The sequence below is a fragment of the Streptomyces sp. NPDC087420 genome (assembly GCF_044744165.1).
GTDB lineage: Bacteria > Actinomycetota > Actinomycetes > Streptomycetales > Streptomycetaceae > Streptomyces.
Genome location: NZ_JBIUXU010000013.1, coordinates 18,230 through 34,683, shown reverse-complemented (window position 1 = coordinate 34,683; position 16,454 = coordinate 18,230). Strand labels below are relative to the sequence as shown.

At 74.2% G+C, this 16,454-nt stretch carries 12 protein-coding genes; 9 read left to right on the top strand and 3 right to left on the bottom strand.

What is annotated here, in order from left to right:
* Positions 1-20 precede the first annotated feature (20 nt).
* The gene (radA, locus tag ACIO1C_RS26275; protein ID WP_401867550.1) at positions 21-1,433 is read right to left on the bottom strand and encodes a DNA repair protein RadA; all 1,413 of its coding nucleotides are present in this window, start codon (positions 1,431-1,433) and stop codon (positions 21-23) included.
* A 192-nt stretch (positions 1,434-1,625) separates the two neighbouring features.
* On the opposite strand from radA, the gene ACIO1C_RS26270 reads away from it, so the two are divergent.
* Positions 1,626-2,720 (top strand): hypothetical protein, encoded by a 1,095-nt coding sequence (locus ACIO1C_RS26270; protein WP_401867547.1) that lies wholly within the window; start codon positions 1,626-1,628, stop codon positions 2,718-2,720.
* Between the two features lie 13 nt (positions 2,721-2,733).
* On the opposite strand, the gene ACIO1C_RS26265 is transcribed toward ACIO1C_RS26270, so the two are convergent.
* Positions 2,734-4,107, bottom strand: coding sequence for a hypothetical protein (locus ACIO1C_RS26265; protein WP_401867544.1), 1,374 nt, complete (start codon positions 4,105-4,107; stop codon positions 2,734-2,736).
* Between the two features lie 525 nt (positions 4,108-4,632).
* Between ACIO1C_RS26265 and ACIO1C_RS26260 the strand changes: the two genes are divergently transcribed.
* The 8 genes from ACIO1C_RS26260 (at position 4,633) to ACIO1C_RS26225 (ending at position 15,017) form a co-directional block, all read left to right on the top strand.
* Positions 4,633-5,655 carry an ACP S-malonyltransferase gene (locus tag ACIO1C_RS26260; protein ID WP_401867541.1) on the top strand — a complete coding sequence of 341 codons (1,023 nt, stop codon included), beginning with the start codon at positions 4,633-4,635 and terminating at the stop codon, positions 5,653-5,655.
* Positions 5,652-7,646: an acyl-CoA dehydrogenase gene (locus ACIO1C_RS26255; RefSeq protein WP_401867539.1), complete on the top strand. Its 1,995-nt coding sequence runs from the start codon at positions 5,652-5,654 to the stop codon at positions 7,644-7,646. Before ACIO1C_RS26260 ends, ACIO1C_RS26255 begins: the two co-directional genes overlap by 4 nt.
* On the top strand, positions 7,643-8,707 hold the full coding sequence (locus ACIO1C_RS26250) for a 3-oxoacyl-ACP synthase III family protein (RefSeq protein ID WP_401867537.1): 1,065 nt from the start codon (positions 7,643-7,645) through the stop codon (positions 8,705-8,707). The genes ACIO1C_RS26255 and ACIO1C_RS26250 overlap by 4 nt, the downstream gene beginning before the upstream one ends.
* A 77-nt stretch (positions 8,708-8,784) precedes the next feature.
* The gene (locus ACIO1C_RS26245) at positions 8,785-9,684 is read left to right on the top strand and encodes an SDR family NAD(P)-dependent oxidoreductase (RefSeq protein WP_401868105.1); all 900 of its coding nucleotides are present in this window, start codon (positions 8,785-8,787) and stop codon (positions 9,682-9,684) included.
* On the top strand, positions 9,681-10,805 hold the full coding sequence (locus tag ACIO1C_RS26240; RefSeq protein WP_401867534.1) for a beta-ketoacyl-ACP synthase III: 1,125 nt from the start codon (positions 9,681-9,683) through the stop codon (positions 10,803-10,805). The genes ACIO1C_RS26245 and ACIO1C_RS26240 overlap by 4 nt, the downstream gene beginning before the upstream one ends.
* Positions 10,778-11,119, top strand: coding sequence for an acyl carrier protein (locus ACIO1C_RS26235; protein WP_401867531.1), 342 nt, complete (start codon positions 10,778-10,780; stop codon positions 11,117-11,119). The genes ACIO1C_RS26240 and ACIO1C_RS26235 overlap by 28 nt, the downstream gene beginning before the upstream one ends.
* Positions 11,116-12,405, top strand: coding sequence for a beta-ketoacyl-[acyl-carrier-protein] synthase family protein (locus ACIO1C_RS26230; protein ID WP_401867529.1), 1,290 nt, complete (start codon positions 11,116-11,118; stop codon positions 12,403-12,405). The genes ACIO1C_RS26235 and ACIO1C_RS26230 overlap by 4 nt, the downstream gene beginning before the upstream one ends.
* Before the next feature lie 77 nt (positions 12,406-12,482).
* The gene (locus tag ACIO1C_RS26225; protein ID WP_401867527.1) at positions 12,483-15,017 is read left to right on the top strand and encodes a hypothetical protein; all 2,535 of its coding nucleotides are present in this window, start codon (positions 12,483-12,485) and stop codon (positions 15,015-15,017) included.
* A 560-nt stretch (positions 15,018-15,577) separates the two neighbouring features.
* Here ACIO1C_RS26225 and ACIO1C_RS26220 read toward each other — a convergent pair.
* Positions 15,578-16,369 carry a hypothetical protein gene (locus ACIO1C_RS26220; protein ID WP_401868103.1) on the bottom strand — a complete coding sequence of 264 codons (792 nt, stop codon included), beginning with the start codon at positions 16,367-16,369 and terminating at the stop codon, positions 15,578-15,580.
* Between the last annotated feature and the right edge of the window lie 85 nt (positions 16,370-16,454).

Here is a 16,454-nt window from a genome sequence, read left to right as displayed (position 1 = left end):
GGGCGAGACCAGGGCAAAGTCTACCGGCGAGCGTTGTTGTCCCGTGGGGCGTCCGCACGACCTCGGCGCGGCAGCACCCTCAGAGCATCCCCCATGTCGGCGACTTCCGTGACCTTCATACCGGCGGGAATCCGTCCGGGGTCGCTCGGCACGAGGGCTTCGGTGAAGCCCAGCCGGTACGCCTCGGCCAGCCGGCGCTGGACTCCGGTGACCCGTCTGACCTCGCCCGCGAGGCCCACCTCGCCGATCGCGACCAGGTTCTTCGGCAGGGGGGTGTCGCTGGCGGCGGAGGCCAGGGCGAGGGCGATCGCCAGGTCCGCGGCGGGCTCCGTGAGCTTCACGCCGCCGACCGTGGCGCAGTAGATGTCCCGCTTGCCGAGGGCGGTGATCCGGCCGCGCTGCTCCAGCACGGCCAGCATCATCGACACCCGGGACGTCTCCAGGCCCGACGTGGTCCGCCGGGGGGAGGGGATCTGCGAGTCGACGGTCAGGGCCTGCACCTCGGCGACCAGCGGGCGCCGGCCTTCGAGGGTGACCGTGAGGCACGTGCCGGGGACGGCCTCGGCGCGGCGGGTCAGGAAGAGCCCCGACGGGTCGGCGAGGCCGGTGATCCCCTCGTCGTGCAGCTCGAAGCAGCCGACCTCGTCGGTCGTGCCGTACCGGTTCTTGACACCGCGCACCAGCCGCAGCCTGGCGTGCCGGTCGCCCTCGAAGGACAGCACCACGTCCACGAGGTGTTCCAGCAGCCGGGGCCCGGCGATCGCGCCGTCCTTGGTGACATGGCCCACCAGCATCGTGGACATGCCGCGTTCCTTGGACGCGCGGATGAGCGCGCCCGCCACCTCGCGGACCTGGGCCATCCCGCCCGGCGCCCCGTCGATCTCCGGCGACGCCACGGTCTGCACGGAGTCCACGATCAGCAGGGAGGGCTTGACCGCGTCGAGGTGGCCGAGGACGGCGGAGAGGTCCGTCTCGGCGGCGAGGTAGAGGTGGTCGTCGATGGCCTTGATGCGGTCCGCGCGCAGCCGCACCTGGCTCGCGGACTCCTCGCCCGTCACATAGAGCGTGCGGTGCTCGGAACTGGCCGCCTTGGCCGCCACGTCCAGCAGCAGCGTGGACTTGCCGACGCCGGGCTCGCCCGCGATCAGCACGACCGCCCCGGGCACCAGCCCGCCGCCGAGGACCCGGTCGAACTCGTCCACCCCGGTCGAGCGCGCCGTGGCCGTACGCCCGTCGACCTGGCCGATGGGGAGCGCGGCGGTCGACACCCGGCCGGCCGCGGTGGTCCGTACCGCCGGTGCGCCGTACTCCTCGACCGTCCCCCACGCCTGGCATTCGGGGCAGCGCCCCAGCCATTTGACCGTCGTCCAGCCGCATTCGGTACAGCGGTAGGACGGCCTGTCCTTGGCGGATTTCGTACGGGCGGTTGCCATGGCGCCCACCGTATAGGGCACCACTGACAATCCGTCCGGCACGGTGTCCCGCCCCGATCCGGTGACTTCTGCCGGATGAGTGCCGAAATGCCGCCCCTGACCGGCCGGTCCGGAGGAAATCCGGGTGAAAGCCGGAGGAAATCCGGAGGGAAGAGTGACGAGCGGCCCTTCCCGGGCCGGAGGGTCGTGAGGGTGAACAGGACGCTGTTGTACGAGCGGTCGGCCACGGAGGCCGTCCGCCCGGGGTGTCTGACGGTGGCCACCTCCGCCGTGCATCCGGAGCGGGGGGCGGTACGCTGTTCCGCCGCGCCGCTCGTCGCGGCCGATCTGGAGTTGCTCGGGCATCCCACGCATCTCGCGCCGCTGAGGCTGGGGGCCGGGCGTCCGGGGGAGGGGGCGGTGGCCGGGAGCGCGGCCGTGTTCGCGGCCACCTATGTGGACGTCGACGGCACGGTGGCCGGGGTGGCGGTGGCGGGGGCGGCGGAACTGGGCGCGGACGTCCTGGATGCCGCCGAGCGGTCCGTACGGGAGTGGGCGGCCCTCTTCCGTACGCGCCGGCTGCTGATCGCCGAGACGGCCGCCACCTGTTCCGGTACGGAGGCGGCGGCGGCGTCCTGCGCGGGGGCGGCGCGTACCCGGGAGACCGTGGCGGAGTTCCTGCGGCGGGGCGACACGGTGGTCCAGATCGGCTCGGGGGAGCTGGACAGGACTGGCCCCGGGGGCCCACGCGGGGGTGACCGCCCGGAGCGGCTCGTCGCGTTCGACAGCACCCGCGAGGTGGAGCGTCAGCTGACCCGGCTGAGGGCGGTCGCCGACCCGGAGAGCGTCTCCTTCGTGGTACGGCCCTGCACCCCGGTCGACGACGTCGTACCGGTCCTCAAGGCGCTGCGCGAAACCTTTCCCCGGCTGCGCGGACAGCATCCTGACCAGTGGTGCTACCGGTCGGCGGACCGCAGGGACACCCTGCGGTCCCTGTCCGCGGCGAGTGACGTGGTGCTGCTGCTCGACCGGCCGGACCCGGCCCTCCTGGCGGATCTGCCGGGCCCGGCGGCCGTCCGTCCCGTCGCGGCCGTACGGGACATCCGGCGCGAGTGGCTCGCCGGCCGCGCGACCGTCGGGGTGGCCGCCGGGCCTGAGGCGTCCGGGGGTCTGCTGGCCGAGGTCACCGAGGCGCTGTCGGGTCTGGGGCCGTACAGCGTGGTGCGCCAGGAGATCCACCGCAGGGTCGTGGTCCGGGGGTCCGGGCACCTGCCCCAACAGGGCGGGCGGTCCACGGCGTTGCAGTGACGCCAGTGACGCCTCAGCGGCGTTGCAGTGACGCGGCGCGCTGGATGAGGGCCAGGGCGGTGGGCTGGCGCCGGTGCACCCGGGTCAGCGACCTCATCGTGGTGAGCGCCGTGTCGGCGCGGGCGGAGGACACCGCCGGATATCCGTCGAGGAAGCTGTGCCAGGTCGCGCACGCGGCCTCCAGATGGCCACGGGCGAAGTGCAGTTCGGCCAGGGCCGCGCAGGTGATGACCCGCGAGCGCGGTTCGGTGTCGGGGCGCCGGTCGAGGGAGGCCTGGAGGGCGGTGACGGCCCGGGTCCCGTCGCCGAGGTGGGCGGCGACCGCCGCGTGCTGATGGGCGAGGGAGGCGCTGTGATAGGCGCCGACGGCCGGTTCGTTCCGGTCGGCGTTCTCCAACTCCCGGGCCGCCTGGTCCAGTCGGCGGGTCGAGGCGGGTCCCCCGCCGGTCGCCGCCTCGGCCACGGCCAGCTGTCCGAGTATGCCCGCGCGGACCTGCGCGGGGGTACGCGCCGTCACCCGGCGGTGCGCCTCCTCGGCCAGGTCCAGGGCGCGCCGGTGGTGTTTGAGGGTGTGGGCCTGGATGCTCAGCGCGCGCAGGGCGAGGGCCTGGGCCGTGGGGTCACCGGCCGCCTCGGCCAGCTCCAGGCTGGTGCGGTAGTACCGCTGGGCGGGTCCGTGCAGCTCGTCGTCGAAGTGCATGAAGGCGCACAGGTAGCTCAACGTTGCTCCGGAGCGCAGGAGTTGGCGCCGCAGGGGCGAGGGGCCCGGGGCGCGGAGCAGGGGCGCCACGCTCTGGCTCAGATACGCGGCCAGCGCGGCCCTGGCGAAGCCTCCACCGTGCGTGCGGTCGGCCGTGGAGAAGACGTCGATCATGGCGGCGACGGCGGCGGTGGCGGCGGGGGTCAGGCGCTGCGGGGCGGGCTGCGGGACGGGGGGCGAGGGCGGGGCGGCGGGGTGCCCGGGGTGGGGTGCGTCGGGGGAGGGGCGCGGATCGTGTTCGTACACCAGCGCGGCCGCCGCCCGGTCGCGCTGGGAGACCCGCCGGCCCAGATCCACCAACTGCCGTGCGGGGGTGGGTGTCTCGACGGGTGATCCGGTCTCCGTGGCCGCCGGCTCCGCCCCGGGGGCGGTCGCCTCGGGCAGCACGTCGGCGACCGTGATCCGCCGGCCGAGGCGGCGGGAGAACGCCTCCGCGAGCAGTTCGGGGGCCGGGGGTCTGGGGCGGATCCCGGCCGCCCACTGGGACACCGAGGCCCGCTGGTAGCGGAGGGTCAGGCCGGACTCGGCGCCGAGGCGATTGACGGCGCGCGCCAATTCCTCACCGGTCCAGCCTGTTTCGGCCAGGAGGTCCCTGAACAATCCGTTCGGCGGACGCCGTGACGTCATGGGAAACCTTTCGGACTCATCTTCCGGCGCTTTTTGGCGCTCAAAGAAACACGCACGTGACCACGATATGAATTTACTGGCCTGTAACTGATTCGAACGGCGGCCGTATTGTGGAATGTGGCGGATGCGCGCGCCTCATTGTCCTCCGCAGCCCCGACATTCGACACATTCGACAGGGAGCAGTCCTGTGTCCAATATCCACAACCGGGTTTTCGGACAGCCGCCCTCCGATGTCCGATTCGCGTCTCCTGACCCCTGTGGTCTGCGAGGTAACTGAGTACGGATCTGCCCCACGCGTCTCTTGAATCGCCGGTGGATCACTGGTGGATCATTGGTGGACCGCCGGTGGGGCGGTGTGTTCCGCACCTTTTTGACAGCGCCGAACATTTAACAGGTCAGGCGCCCGGAAAATTCTTGGGGACAGGGCACGTACTTCACTCTGGAGGAAGATCGCCGGTCGGCCCGCCCGTTCAGCGGGGTGTCGGCCGCATGTTTCTCTTTCCTTCCGACAGGAGGTCCGGGGCAATGCCCGCCTCATCTCCCGGCACCGTTCCGCGTGCCACTCTCCACCTTTTTCCCGGCCAGGGCGATTTCGCTCTCACCCCTCTGGTGAAAGGCCTGCTGGCCCATCCACCCCTGCGCGACGCGGTCGCCGGGGTGTTCGAGGAGGTCGACCGGGTCGCCGTCGAGCACGGACTCGCCCCGCTGGGCCCGCGCCTGGTCTCCGACGCTCCGCCCAGCGGGCGCGACCTGGCCGAAGGGCCGCCGGGGACCGCCCAGTTGGCGCTGTTCGGGGCCTCTCTGTCCGTGCACCGGGCGCTGTGCGCGGCCGGGCGGGTCCCCGAACGGCTGCTGGCCGTCAGCTTCGGCGAGATCCCCGCCCTGGTCGCCGCCGGCTGCTTCACCGTGCCCGACGGCGCCCGTATCGCCCTGCGGCTGGGGCAGTTGCTGCACGACTGCCCCGGAGGACTGACCCTGCTCGGCGCGGGCGAGGAAACCGCCCACGCGCTCGTGCGGACGGCCGGTGTGGCCCTCGGCCCCTCCTGGGAACGGGTGGTGGTCGGCTGTGTCAACGACCCCCACGAGACCGTGCTCGCGGGTCCGCTGCCCGCCCTCGAACTGGTGGAGAAACTCGCCCACGAGCGAGGGATCCCGGCCACGCGGCTGCGCCTGCCGTTCCTCTCCCACCACCCGTCGCTGGGCCGCACGGCGGCCGTCTTCGCCGCCTTCGTCGGGAACCTGCCCGCCCGGCCGCCGCTGCTGCCCGTCCACTCGGCCGTCGCGCAGGGCGTCCACGGCCCCGGCACCGACCTCCCGGCCGCGCTGGCGCACTGCCTGACCCGCCCCGCCCGGCTGCCCGAGACCCTGCGGCGCGCGGCCCCCGGCCCCGCCCTGCTGCTGGAGGCGGGGACGGGCGGCGCCCTGACCCGTAACGCCCGGCACATCGTGCCCGGCGCCCTGGCCCGGGCGCCCCTCGCCGACCCCGGCTTCAGCTGGTCGCCGCACCCCGTACCCGTACCCGTACCCCACCCCGGAGCCGTCGGATGAACCCGCCCGTCACCGCGCCCACCTCAGCAACCGCTCCCTTCACCGCCTCCTTCACCGCCACCGAGGCGGCGCTCGCCGAACTCGCCCGGATCACCGGCACCTCCTGCCCGGCCGGCCTGCGCGAGCGGATCGTGGCCGCGCTCGCCGGCGGCCCCGCCCCGCTCCCCGCCGAGGCCGGACTCCCCGACGACCACGCCGTCCACCTGCGGCTGCGCCGCCTCGCCGAGTCCCTGCCCGGCATCCAGGAGGTCTTCTCCGACACCGAGTTGCTCGCCGAGGTCAGCGCCTGTGTCGCCGCCGCCGACCCGAGCCTCTACATGGCGGTGCTCTCGCACTACATCCTGTGCGCCGGCTCCGTCCTCACCCTGTCCGGCGGGGACCGGCCCGCTCCCGCCCTGGCGCGGCTCGAAGGGGCGCGCGCCCGGGGCGTGTTCATGGTCACGGAGATCGGCGACGCCAGCAGCCACCTGGCGATCCGCACCACCGCGACCTTCGACCCGGAGCGGCGGGAGTTCGTCCTGCACACCCCCGACGCCCGCGCCGCGAAGTTCTCCGCCGTCGCCGTGCTCGGCCTCCCGCAGACGGCGGTCGTCTGCGCGCGGGTCCTCTCCGGAGGCCGGGACGCGGGGGTGTTCTCGTTCGCCGTCGAACTGAGCGACAACCACGGCGTGACCGTGCCCGGCGTCCACATCTCGGGCCCGCTCTCGGCGCACGCGCTGCCCCTCGCGTACGCCGTGGTCCGCTTCGACCAGGTGAGGGTCCCGTACGACAACTGGCTGCGGGACAGCGCCGATCTCGACGCGGACGGCGTCCCGCACGACCCGCTCGGCACCCCCGACGCCCGGCTCCAGCGGACCCTGTCCGTCGGGCAGGCGCTCTGGGCGACCCTGCCGACCGCGATGGCGGCGATGGCACGCGGCGCCGCCGTGACCACCCTGCGCCACTCCACCCACCGCCGCTCCCACGGCAGGTTCGCCCCGGGCGCGCCGGTGCTCACGTACCGCACCCAGCAGCACGCGGTGCTCGGCGCCCTGGCGGAGGCCTTCGCGCTGAGCTGTACGGCGGGTACGGCCCGCGACACGTGGAGCGCGGCCCACCGGCCCCCGGGAGGCACGGGGGCGGACGGCGCGGGGACGGCCCAGGCACGCGCCGGCGCGAAGATGACGTTCGCGCCCTGGTCGGCCGTCGACCGGCCGCTGGCGGCCTACAAGGCGTTCACCGTACGGGAGACCGCCCGGCTCGCCGCCTCCTGCCAGCACCGCAGCGGACTCGCCGGATTCCTGGACGTCAACCGGCTCCAGTCCTGGCAGGGCTTCGCCCACGCCTTCGACAGCGCGGGCGGCGACAGCACGCTGATCACGCTCGACACCGGCCGCGCCCTCGCCACCGACGACGTACCGCCCGAGCCCGAGCCGGGCACCCCGCACCACGCGCTCTCCCCGGCCGACCCCGCCTGGTGGCCGGCCGTCACCCGCGCCCTGCAACGCCGGCTCACCGCAGACCTGCGCGGCGCCCTGCGGGCCCGTACCGAACAGGGCCTGGAGGGGCTGGAGTTGTGGAACCCCTTGCTCAGGCAGGCGCAACAGCTGGGCGAGGTGTACGCGCACCGGCTCGCGGCCGAGAACCTCACCGCCGCCGTGAACGCCGCCGAGGAGCCCGGGGTGAAACAGGCGCTGCCGCCGCTGGCCGCGCTGTACGGACTGCTCCAGGCGCACCGCCTGTCCGGCGTCCTCCAGTCCACGGGGGTCCTGGACGCCCCGACCGTCACCGCCCTGCCCGCGCTCATGGACGACCAGTGCGACGAACTGACCCCGTACCTGCCGCTGTTGGCGCGGGGCATGGCCCTGCCCGAGGGGCTCGCCCCCGCGCCGCTGGGCGCGGACGAGTACGCGGCGGCGCTGGTGGAGGGGCTGGACGGGGGCGCGTACGGGACCGACCCGTACAGGACCGGGATCCACCACACCAACACCGAACGAGGCAGGGCCACATGAGCGCGCATACGGATCCCTCCATCGGTGTCCTCGGCATGGGCGCCCACCTCCCCGCCCGGCAGCGGGACAACGAGGAGGTCGCCCGGTCCGCCGGGGTCACCCCGCAGTGGATCGCCGAGCGCACCGGCGTCCGCACCCGCCATGTCGCCGCCCCCGACGAGGCGGCCTCCGACCTCGCGGCGGCCGCCGTCCGCGCCGCCGCCGACGCGGCCGGCATCAGGACCGACGAGATCGACCTCCTCGTCTCCGCCACCTCCACCCCCGACGAACTGGGCCCCTCCACCGCCTGCCGGGTCCAGGCCCTCACCGGCGCCCACCACGCGGTCGCCCTCGACGTCAGCGCCGCCTGCTCCGGCTGGCTGTTCGCCGCCAAGGTCGCCCACGACTGGCTGCGCGGCGACTCCCGGGCGCGGTACGCGGCGGTCGTCGGCGTCGAGACGTACTCCAAGTTCCTGGATCTCACCGACCGGGGTACGGCGGTGCTCTTCGCCGACGGCGCCGCGGCGGCCATCCTGGGACCGGTCGAACAGGGCCGCGGATTCAGCGAGTTCCGCCTCGGCTCCGACGGCCACGGCGCGCATCACGTCCTCATCCCCGCCGGTGGCAGCCGCAGGCCGGCCACCGCCGCGACGCTCGACAGCGGCGCCCACTACATCCACATGGACGGCCGGGCCGTCCGCGACTTCATCGTGGACGTCTTTCCCCGGCTGGTCGAGGAGACGCTCAAGCGCAACGACCTCGTCCTGGACGACATCGACATGTTTGTCGTCCACCAGCCCAATCCCGTGCTGCTGCGACGCCTCGGCGCCGAGATGGGCATCTCGCCCGAGCGCCTGGTGATCGTCGGGGACCAGGTGGGCAACATCGGCGCCGCCTCGGCCCCGTACGCCCTGGCGACCGCCGCCGCGCGCGGCCTCGTACCGGACGGCGGGCGGGTCCTGATCACCGTCTTCGGCGCGGGCCTCACCTGGGGCAGCGCCCTCCTCGACTGGACCGGCGCCCCCGGCGCCGGGATCCCCGGCGCACCCCCTCCCACGGAACGGCGAAGGAGCCACCAGTGACCACCAGCGCGAGCAGTACCGGCGTGAGCACCACCGGCGCGAGCAGCACCAGCAGCACCCGTGTCGGCAGCACCGTCCTGTCCACCTTCCGCGTCGACGGCGCCCGCGCGCTCGTCACCGGCGCCTCCCGGGGCATCGGCCGGGCCGTCGCCCAGGCCCTCGCGGAGGCGGGCGCCGACGTCGCCCTCTCCGCCCGTACCGGCGACGCGCTCAAGGAGACCGCCTGCCTCGTCCAGGACCACGGGCGTACGGCGGTGCTCGTGCCCGGCGACCTCGCCGACACCGCCCAGGCCGTCCACGTCGTGGACCAGGCGGCGCGGGCGCTCGGCGGCCTCGACATCGTCGTGCACAACGCGGGCATCCTGCCCATGGAGGCCGACGGGTCCCCGGTCGTCCTGCCCCTCCAGGAGTCCTTCCAGCGGGACTGGGACAGCGTGCTGCACGTCAACCTCGGTGCCACCGCCGCCGTGTGCCGGGCCGCGTACCCGTACCTCGTGGACTCCCCCCGGGCCAGTCTGGTGCTGATGTCGTCCGTGGCCGGGGTGGTCGGGGCGCCGCGCATGGAGGCGTACGCGGCCTCAAAGGCGGCGCAGATCTCACTCGTACGGAGTCTGGCGACGGGCTGGGCGCACCAGGGGGTCCGGGTCAACGCGCTCTGCCCCGGCTGGACCCGCACGGACATGACGGCGTTCGCGTACGGCAGCGGGCCGCTCTCCGACTGGCTGATGGGGCATGTGCCGCTGGGGCGGTGGGCCGAGGTGGCGGACGTGGCGGCGGCCACGCTCTATCTGGCCTCGCCCGCGTCCGCGTACCTGACCGGCCACGCGCTGGTGCTGGACGGCGGGATGTCCGTACCGGACGGAGGTCTGGCGGGCACTCCCAAGCCGCCGTCCCCGTTCGTGGCTCCGGTGCCGGCGCCGGCGCCCTCGCCTTCCCCGGCTGCCGAGCCGCTGCCGTTCTTGGACCCCACGCCGTGAACGTCTCCCCCGTCTCTGACTCCACCGCCGTTGTCTGCGGCATCGGCTCCTGCCTCCCGCCGCGCTCCCTCACCAACGAAGAGATCGTGGCCCGGGGCGAGTTGGCGACCACCGACGCGTGGATACGCTCCCGCACCGGCATCGCCCGCCGCCGCCACGCCGCCTCCGACGTCAGCACCGGCGACCTGGCCCTCGCGGCGGGAGAGGCGGCCATGCGGTCCGCCCCCGGCATCCGGCCCGATCTGGTGCTGATCGCCACCACCACCCCGGACCGGCCGTGCCCGGCCACGGCCCCCGACGTCGCCCACCGGCTGGGCCTCGGCCCCGTACCCGCCTTCGACCTCGCGGCCGTCTGTTCCGGATTCCTGTACGCCCTGACCACCGCGAACGCCCTGATCGCCCACGGCACCTGCCGCTACCCGCTGGTCATCGGCGCCGAGAAGTACTCGGCCATCGTCGATCCCCAGGATCGCGACACCGCCCCGATCTTCGGCGACGGCGCCGGGGCGTTCCTGCTGCGGGCGGGGGAGCGGGACGAGCCCGGCGCCCTCGTCGCCGCCGACCTCGGCGCGGACGGCGCGGGCAGTGACCTGATCGCCGTCGCCGGGGGCGGCTCCCGGCTGCCCGACACGGCCCAACTCGACCGTGCCGAAAGGTACTTCCGGATGCGGGGACGCCAGGTGTACGCGCAGGCCGTGACGCACATGACGCGCTCCGCGCAGACCGCCCTCGACCGGGCCGGCTGGCCCGCCCCGAGCGTCGAGGCGTTCATCGGCCACCAGGCCAACCAGCGCATCCTCGACTCCGTGGCCGAACGGCTCGACGTCCCCGCCCACCACCGCTTCGGCAACATCGCGGACGTCGGCAACACCGCCGCCGCGTCCATTCCGCTGGCCCTCGCCGACACGGCGGCCCGGCGGCTCGTCAGGCCCGGCGCGCGGGCGCTGCTCACCACCTTCGGCGGCGGGCTGACCTGGGGAGCGATCGCGCTCACCTGGCCCGCCGTCCTGCCTTTCTCCGCCGACCCGACGCCTCATTCCCCTTCCCGGCCCCACCCCCATTCCCCTCCTCCTACAGACCGGAGTCATCCGTCATGGAAACTGTCAGCCAGTACCTCGTGACCCTGCTCGTCGACAAGTTCGACGTCGACCCCGATGCCGTCAAGCCCGGATCGACCCTCGCCGAGCTGGAGTTGGACTCCCTGGCGGTGGTGGAGCTGTTCGTCACGGTGCAGGAGCGCTGGGGCGTCGAGCTGGACGACAGCGACGCGGCCGCCGAGCTGTCGATCGACGACCTGGCGCGGCTGGTCGCGGACCAACTGCCCGAGGGCGGCGGTCCTGTTGACGCCGCCGATTCCGCCGATTCCGCCGATTCCACCGACTCCGCCGCCGATTCCACCGACTCCGCCGCGGCCGACACCGGAACCGCGCGGTGACCGGTCACGCGACGGCCGACCGTACGGCACCTCTCGCCGCGGAATCTCTCGCCGTCACCGGCATCGGCCTCGTCACCCCCGCGGGCATCGGCACGCGGGCGACCTGGGACCGCGTCTGCGCCGGGGTGCCGACCGCCGCCACGGACCCCGAACTGGCCGGCCTCCCCGTCCCGTTCTCCTGCCGCGTCCCGGGCTTCGACCCCCGGATCCACGTCGGCGTACGGCAGGCGTGGCGCCTCGACCGCTGCACGCAGTTCGGCATCACGGCGGCCAGGGAGGCGGTCGCGGACGCCGGGCTCGACCCCGCGTCCTGGGACGGCGCCCGGGTCGCGGTGGTCATGGGATCGGCGGCCGGCGGAGTCACGACGTACGAGAGCCAGCACACCCGGCTGATCCGCACCGGCCCGCGTTCGGTCTCGCCGCTCACCCTCCCGGCGTTCCTGCCGAACATGGCCGCCGGGCAGACCGCCATCGCCCTCGACGCGCGGGGCCCCGTCCTGCACACCGCCACGGCCTGCGCGTCCGGGGCCACCGCGCTGATCGTCGCCGCGATGCTCCTGCGTGAGGGAGCCTGCGACATCGCGGTCGCGGGCGGCACCGACGCCATGGTCACGCCGCTGTGCGTGACGGCCTTCTCCCAGATGGGCGCGTTGTCCGGGCGCGGGGGCAATCCGGCCGCCGCGTCGCGCCCGTTCGACGCGGACCGGGACGGCTTTGTCATCGCGGAGGGCGCGGGGGTGCTGGTGCTGGAACGTACGGCGGACGCCACCGCCCGGCGTGCGCCGGTGCACGCGCTGTTCGTGGGGCACGGCTCCACCACCGACGCGCATGACCCGGTCGCCCCGCATCCCGAGGGGCGCGGACTGCACGAGGCGCTGGTGCGGGCCCTGGCCGCGGCGGGAGCCGGGCCGGCGGAGGTGGACCACATCAACGCCCACGGCACGAGCACCCCGCTCAACGACGCGCGGGAGGCGAGCGTGTTGCGCCGGCTCTTCGGGGCGCGCCCGCCGACGGTCACCTCCACGAAAGGGGTCACCGGGCATCCCATGGGCGCGGCGGGCTCCATCGAGGCCGCGCTCACCGTGCTGACGGTCTCCCACCAACTGGCGCCGCCCACCGCGAACTTCCGGCGTCCTGACAGCGGGACGGGCGAGCTGGACCTCGTCACCGGCGGGGCGTACAAACATCCGGTCCGACTCGCGCTCAGCACGTCGGCCGGGTTCGGCGGCCACAACACCGTCCTTGCCTTCCGCCCGCCGGAATCGGGGATTCCTGTCCCCTTTTGAGGGATACCGTCACTCGTTAGGATTAAATGGGCTCAAGGAGTGAGAAGGGCGCGGGCCGCTCTGTCTAACGTCACCGGGTGACCAGCAGCAGTCCGGAAACCTCCCCGCACACCACCGGCGCACATCGCGCGCCCCGTCGCGCCCCCCGCCCCCTGGAGCAGCGGCCGCCCGTACGGTACGAGCCCTATCTGGACGGCCTGTTCACCTACTGCCTCTCCGTGCTCTGCGACCACGACGCGGCGACCGAGGTGCTCGGCGACGTCCTGGCCCTCTCCGAGCGGCAGTTCGGACGCTCGCCGTCCGACGCGGGGGAGCGCAAGGCGTGGCTGTACGCGCTGGCCCGCTGGGCGTGCCTGCGCAAACTCACCGACCAGCGCCGCAAGCGCCACGGGGCGCATTCGGCGCCCCGCGAGCCGGAGCGCGCGCTGGGCGCGGCGGACGCCGTGGGCGACCAGGCGGGCGACTGCCCGGCCACCCGGGACCGGAGGCCTGGCTCCGACCGCCGGTCGCGCGTCGCGGGTGGCGCGGCGGACGCGGCGGGTCGGCCTGGTGCGGCGGGCGGGCGTGGCGGGGTGGGCGGTAGGGACGCGATGGGTGGTACGGACGCGGCGGGCGGTGCGGGCAGGCCGGAAGCGGCCGGCAGTGTGCACCGGTCCGGCGTGGCGAACGGCCCTGGTGGACTGCGGAGGCCGGACGCGGTGGGTGGCCCGGACCGCTCCGGTGGGGCGGACGCGCCCGGTGGGGCGGACGCGCCCGGTGGGGCGGACGGGGCCGGCTCGACGGGCAGGCCCGACACGTCGGCTTGGGCGGACTGGTCGGGCGTGGCGGACGCGTCTGGCGGGGCGGGCCGGTCTGGTGTGGGCAGGCCCGGTGGGGCGGACGGGACGGGCTCGGCGAGCAGGCCCGACACGTCGGCTTGGGCGGACGCGTTCGGCGGTCCGTACACGGCGGGCCGGTCGAGTCTGGTGGACGGGCCCGGCAGGTCGGACACGGCGGATGGTGCGGACAGGACCGACGCGGCAGACCGGGCAGGCTCCGCAGACGGGCCTGGCGGCATCGGCGCGGCGGGTATGCGGAGCATGCCGGGGCGTGAGGACCGGTCGGGCGGGTCGGAAACGCCGGAACGGGCTGACCGGTCGGGCGGATTGGACGCGCCGGGTGGTTGGGGCCGTTGGGGTGACCCGGCCGTACCGGCCGCGGCCGACCCCGTCTCCGTCGCCGCGACCGAGGAGCGTCGGCGGCGTGAACTGGCCCAGCTGGCCTGGCCCGAGGCCGCCGGCACGACGCCCGAGCAGCGCGAGATCCTGGAGCTGGCCGTACGGCACCAGCTCGGCCCGCACGAGGTGGCCGCCGTCCTGTCGATGGAGCCGACGGCGGCGCGTGAGCTGCTCGCCTCCGCCGCGTGCGAGGTGGAGCGCACCCGCGCCGCCCTCGCGGTCGTCGAGACCGGCAGCTGTCCCTCGGTGGCCCGGCTCACCGGCGACAACCAGGTCCTGCTCTCCGCCACGCTCCGGCGTGAACTGGTCCGGCACGTGGACGACTGCCCGCGCTGCCGCCGGGTCGCCGAGCGCGCGGAGGCGTCGGCGCCGTGGCCCGGTTCCCGTACGACGCCCTCGGCCCGTACCCGTACCTCACCGGCCGTCCTCCCGCTGATCGAGGCGCCGAGGGCCGCCGCGTACACCGCGATGGTCCGCGCGCCGCGCGGCCGCGCGACCTCCCCGCGCTTCGGCCGCAACGGCTTCCCGATGGACCCCAAGGACCGGGCCGCGCGCCGCGACCGGCTGCGCGCCCGCGCCGTGACCACCACCGTCGTGGCGACGGTCGTCGCCGCGCCGGTGCTCGCGCTCTGGGCGGCGTACCGGGGCGGGCCGCAGGCGGGGGAGGGGCAGGACGGCCCCTCGGTCAGCGCGCGGGACAGGGACGGGGCGCCGGGTGAGGAGGCCCGCGCGTACGAGCGCTACGAGAACGCGGGCAACGCGGAGGTCCGGCCGGGGGACGGGTTCGCAGCGAGGGCTGCGGGCGGTGCGGGCGGTCCCGGTGGGGGTCGTACGCCTGACGTGTCCGTCGAGGTGATCAGCGACGGTCCGCCTCCGCGCCCGGCCCGGCCCGGGGAGCCGGCTCCCGGCCGGCTGTCGGTCGAGGCACGGTCGTCCGGCGGCACGACCACGCTCACGCTCCGGGCGTACGGGGGCGGTCCGGTGACGTGGTCGGCGGGTACGAGTGCGGGCTGGATCCGGCTCAGCGAAAGTTCGGGAACGCTTGTGCCTGGCGGCGCGGTGACGCTGCGCGTCCTGGTCGACCGGCGGTACGAGCCGCGGGGCGTCTGGACGGCTCGGATTCTGCTGCATCCCTCGGGCGCGATCGTGAGGCTGGACGGTTACGGCCGTGCGGCGTCGTCGGCGCCCCCGACCCGGCCGAGTCGGCCGACCCGGCCGACCCGGCCGACGGACCCCGGTCCCGGTCCCGGTCCGTCGGATCCAGATCCCACCGGCTCGTCCGATCCCGGCCCAGATCCCTCCGCCCCCACGGACCCGCCGTCCCCGACCCCGACTCCGACGCCACCGAGTCCGTCCCCCACGGATGCGCCACCGTCCCCGTCTGCGCCGAGCTGACCGCGTTGCGGTCACTGTTGTCCTCAATCGCCGGACGGGCTTGGTTGTGCCGCTGCGGCCGGGTGGTCTTGGTGCGGGTCGGTTGCCGGGGGCCGGTCAGGGGTCGTGTCCTGCACTGCATGTTTTACGTCGCGTTCAGCGACTTGTTTTGATCAACGGTCGCCATGCGACACAAAACACGCTCTACGTTCCGGACACGACCCCTGCCCGTCCCCCTTCCAGGCCCGCGTCAGAACAAATCCAGCCCGTCCGGCGTTTGAGGACATCGGTAAGCCGCGCCCGCGCACTGGGCGGCAGACGGTCCGGGGCGGGCGGGGTCGTTCCGTCTCCCCGGCGGCGTGAGGGGGGTGGGGTCGGAGGAGGTGCGTGTGTCCGGACGTAGAGCGTGTTTTGTGTCGCGTGGCGATCGTCAATCAATTGGACCGGTTGAACGCGACGTAAAACATGCAGTCCGGACATACGTGCCTCCGGAGGCCCCGCCCCCCGTCACCACGGCACACCCAAGCCCGTCCGGCGATTGAGGACAAGCAGTAAGCCGCGCCAAACGCACCGGGCAGACGCTACAAACCCGGATCCGCCGGATGCGCAGCCAACAGCGGCAACGCGCTCGCCAGACGAACCTCGCACAGCGCGACCAGCGCCTCGTACCCCGCCGCCCCCATCAGCTCCGTCAGCTCAGGCGCGTACGTACGGAACACCGGCTCCCCCGCCCCATGCGCAGACGTCGCCGACGTGCACCACCAGTGCAGGTCGTGGCCGCCGGACCCCCACCCCCGCCGGTCGTACTCCCCGATCGACACCTGGAGCACCTTCGTGTCGTCCGGCCGCTCGATCCAGTCGTACGTACGCCTCACCGGCAGCTGCCAGCACACGTCCGGCTTGGTCTCCAGCGGCTCCCGGCCCTCGGACAGCGCCAGGATGTGCAGCGAGCAGCCCGCGCCGCCCGCGAAACCGGGCCGGTTCTGGAAGATGCACGAGCCGTTCCAGCGGCGCGTCTGGCGCTCGCCGTCCTCGTCGGTCTGCGTCCAGCCGCCGCCCGCCGTGCCCTCCTCGTGGAACTGCCACTGCTCCGGCGTCAGCCGCGCCACATGCCCCGCGACCCGCTTCTCGTCGTCCTTGTCGGAGAAGTGCGCGCCCAGCGTGCAGCACCCGTCGTCGGCGCGGCCCACCTGGATGCCCTGGCAGCCGCTGCCGAAGATGCACGACCACCGTGAGGTGAGCCACGTCAGGTCGCAGCGGAAGACCTGGTCCTCGTCCGCCGGGTCCGGGAACTCCACCCACGCGCGGGCGAAATCGATGCCCTTCTCGTCGGGAACGCCCCGGGCGCCCGCCAGATCCTTGTGCGCCTCCAGTTGCTGGTACTTCGTATCAGGGTGCGTCCGCGCGTTCTCAGCGGAAACGGTGTCCCGGACCTTGACCGTGGCTTTGCCCGGCTTC

Excerpts from the sequence above, each read along its gene's own strand:
- ACIO1C_RS26260 (WP_401867541.1), top strand. The coding sequence starts at position 4,633 with ATGCCCGCCTCATCTCCCGGCACCGTTCCGCGTGCCACTCTCCACCTT.
- ACIO1C_RS26255 (WP_401867539.1), top strand. The coding sequence starts at position 5,652 with ATGAACCCGCCCGTCACCGCGCCCACCTCAGCAACCGCTCCCTTCACC.
- radA (WP_401867550.1), bottom strand. The coding sequence starts at position 1,433 with ATGGCAACCGCCCGTACGAAATCCGCCAAGGACAGGCCGTCCTACCGC.
- ACIO1C_RS26250 (WP_401867537.1), top strand. The coding sequence starts at position 7,643 with ATGAGCGCGCATACGGATCCCTCCATCGGTGTCCTCGGCATGGGCGCC.
- ACIO1C_RS26235 (WP_401867531.1), top strand. The coding sequence starts at position 10,778 with ATGGAAACTGTCAGCCAGTACCTCGTGACCCTGCTCGTCGACAAGTTC.
- ACIO1C_RS26265 (WP_401867544.1), bottom strand. The coding sequence starts at position 4,107 with ATGACGTCACGGCGTCCGCCGAACGGATTGTTCAGGGACCTCCTGGCC.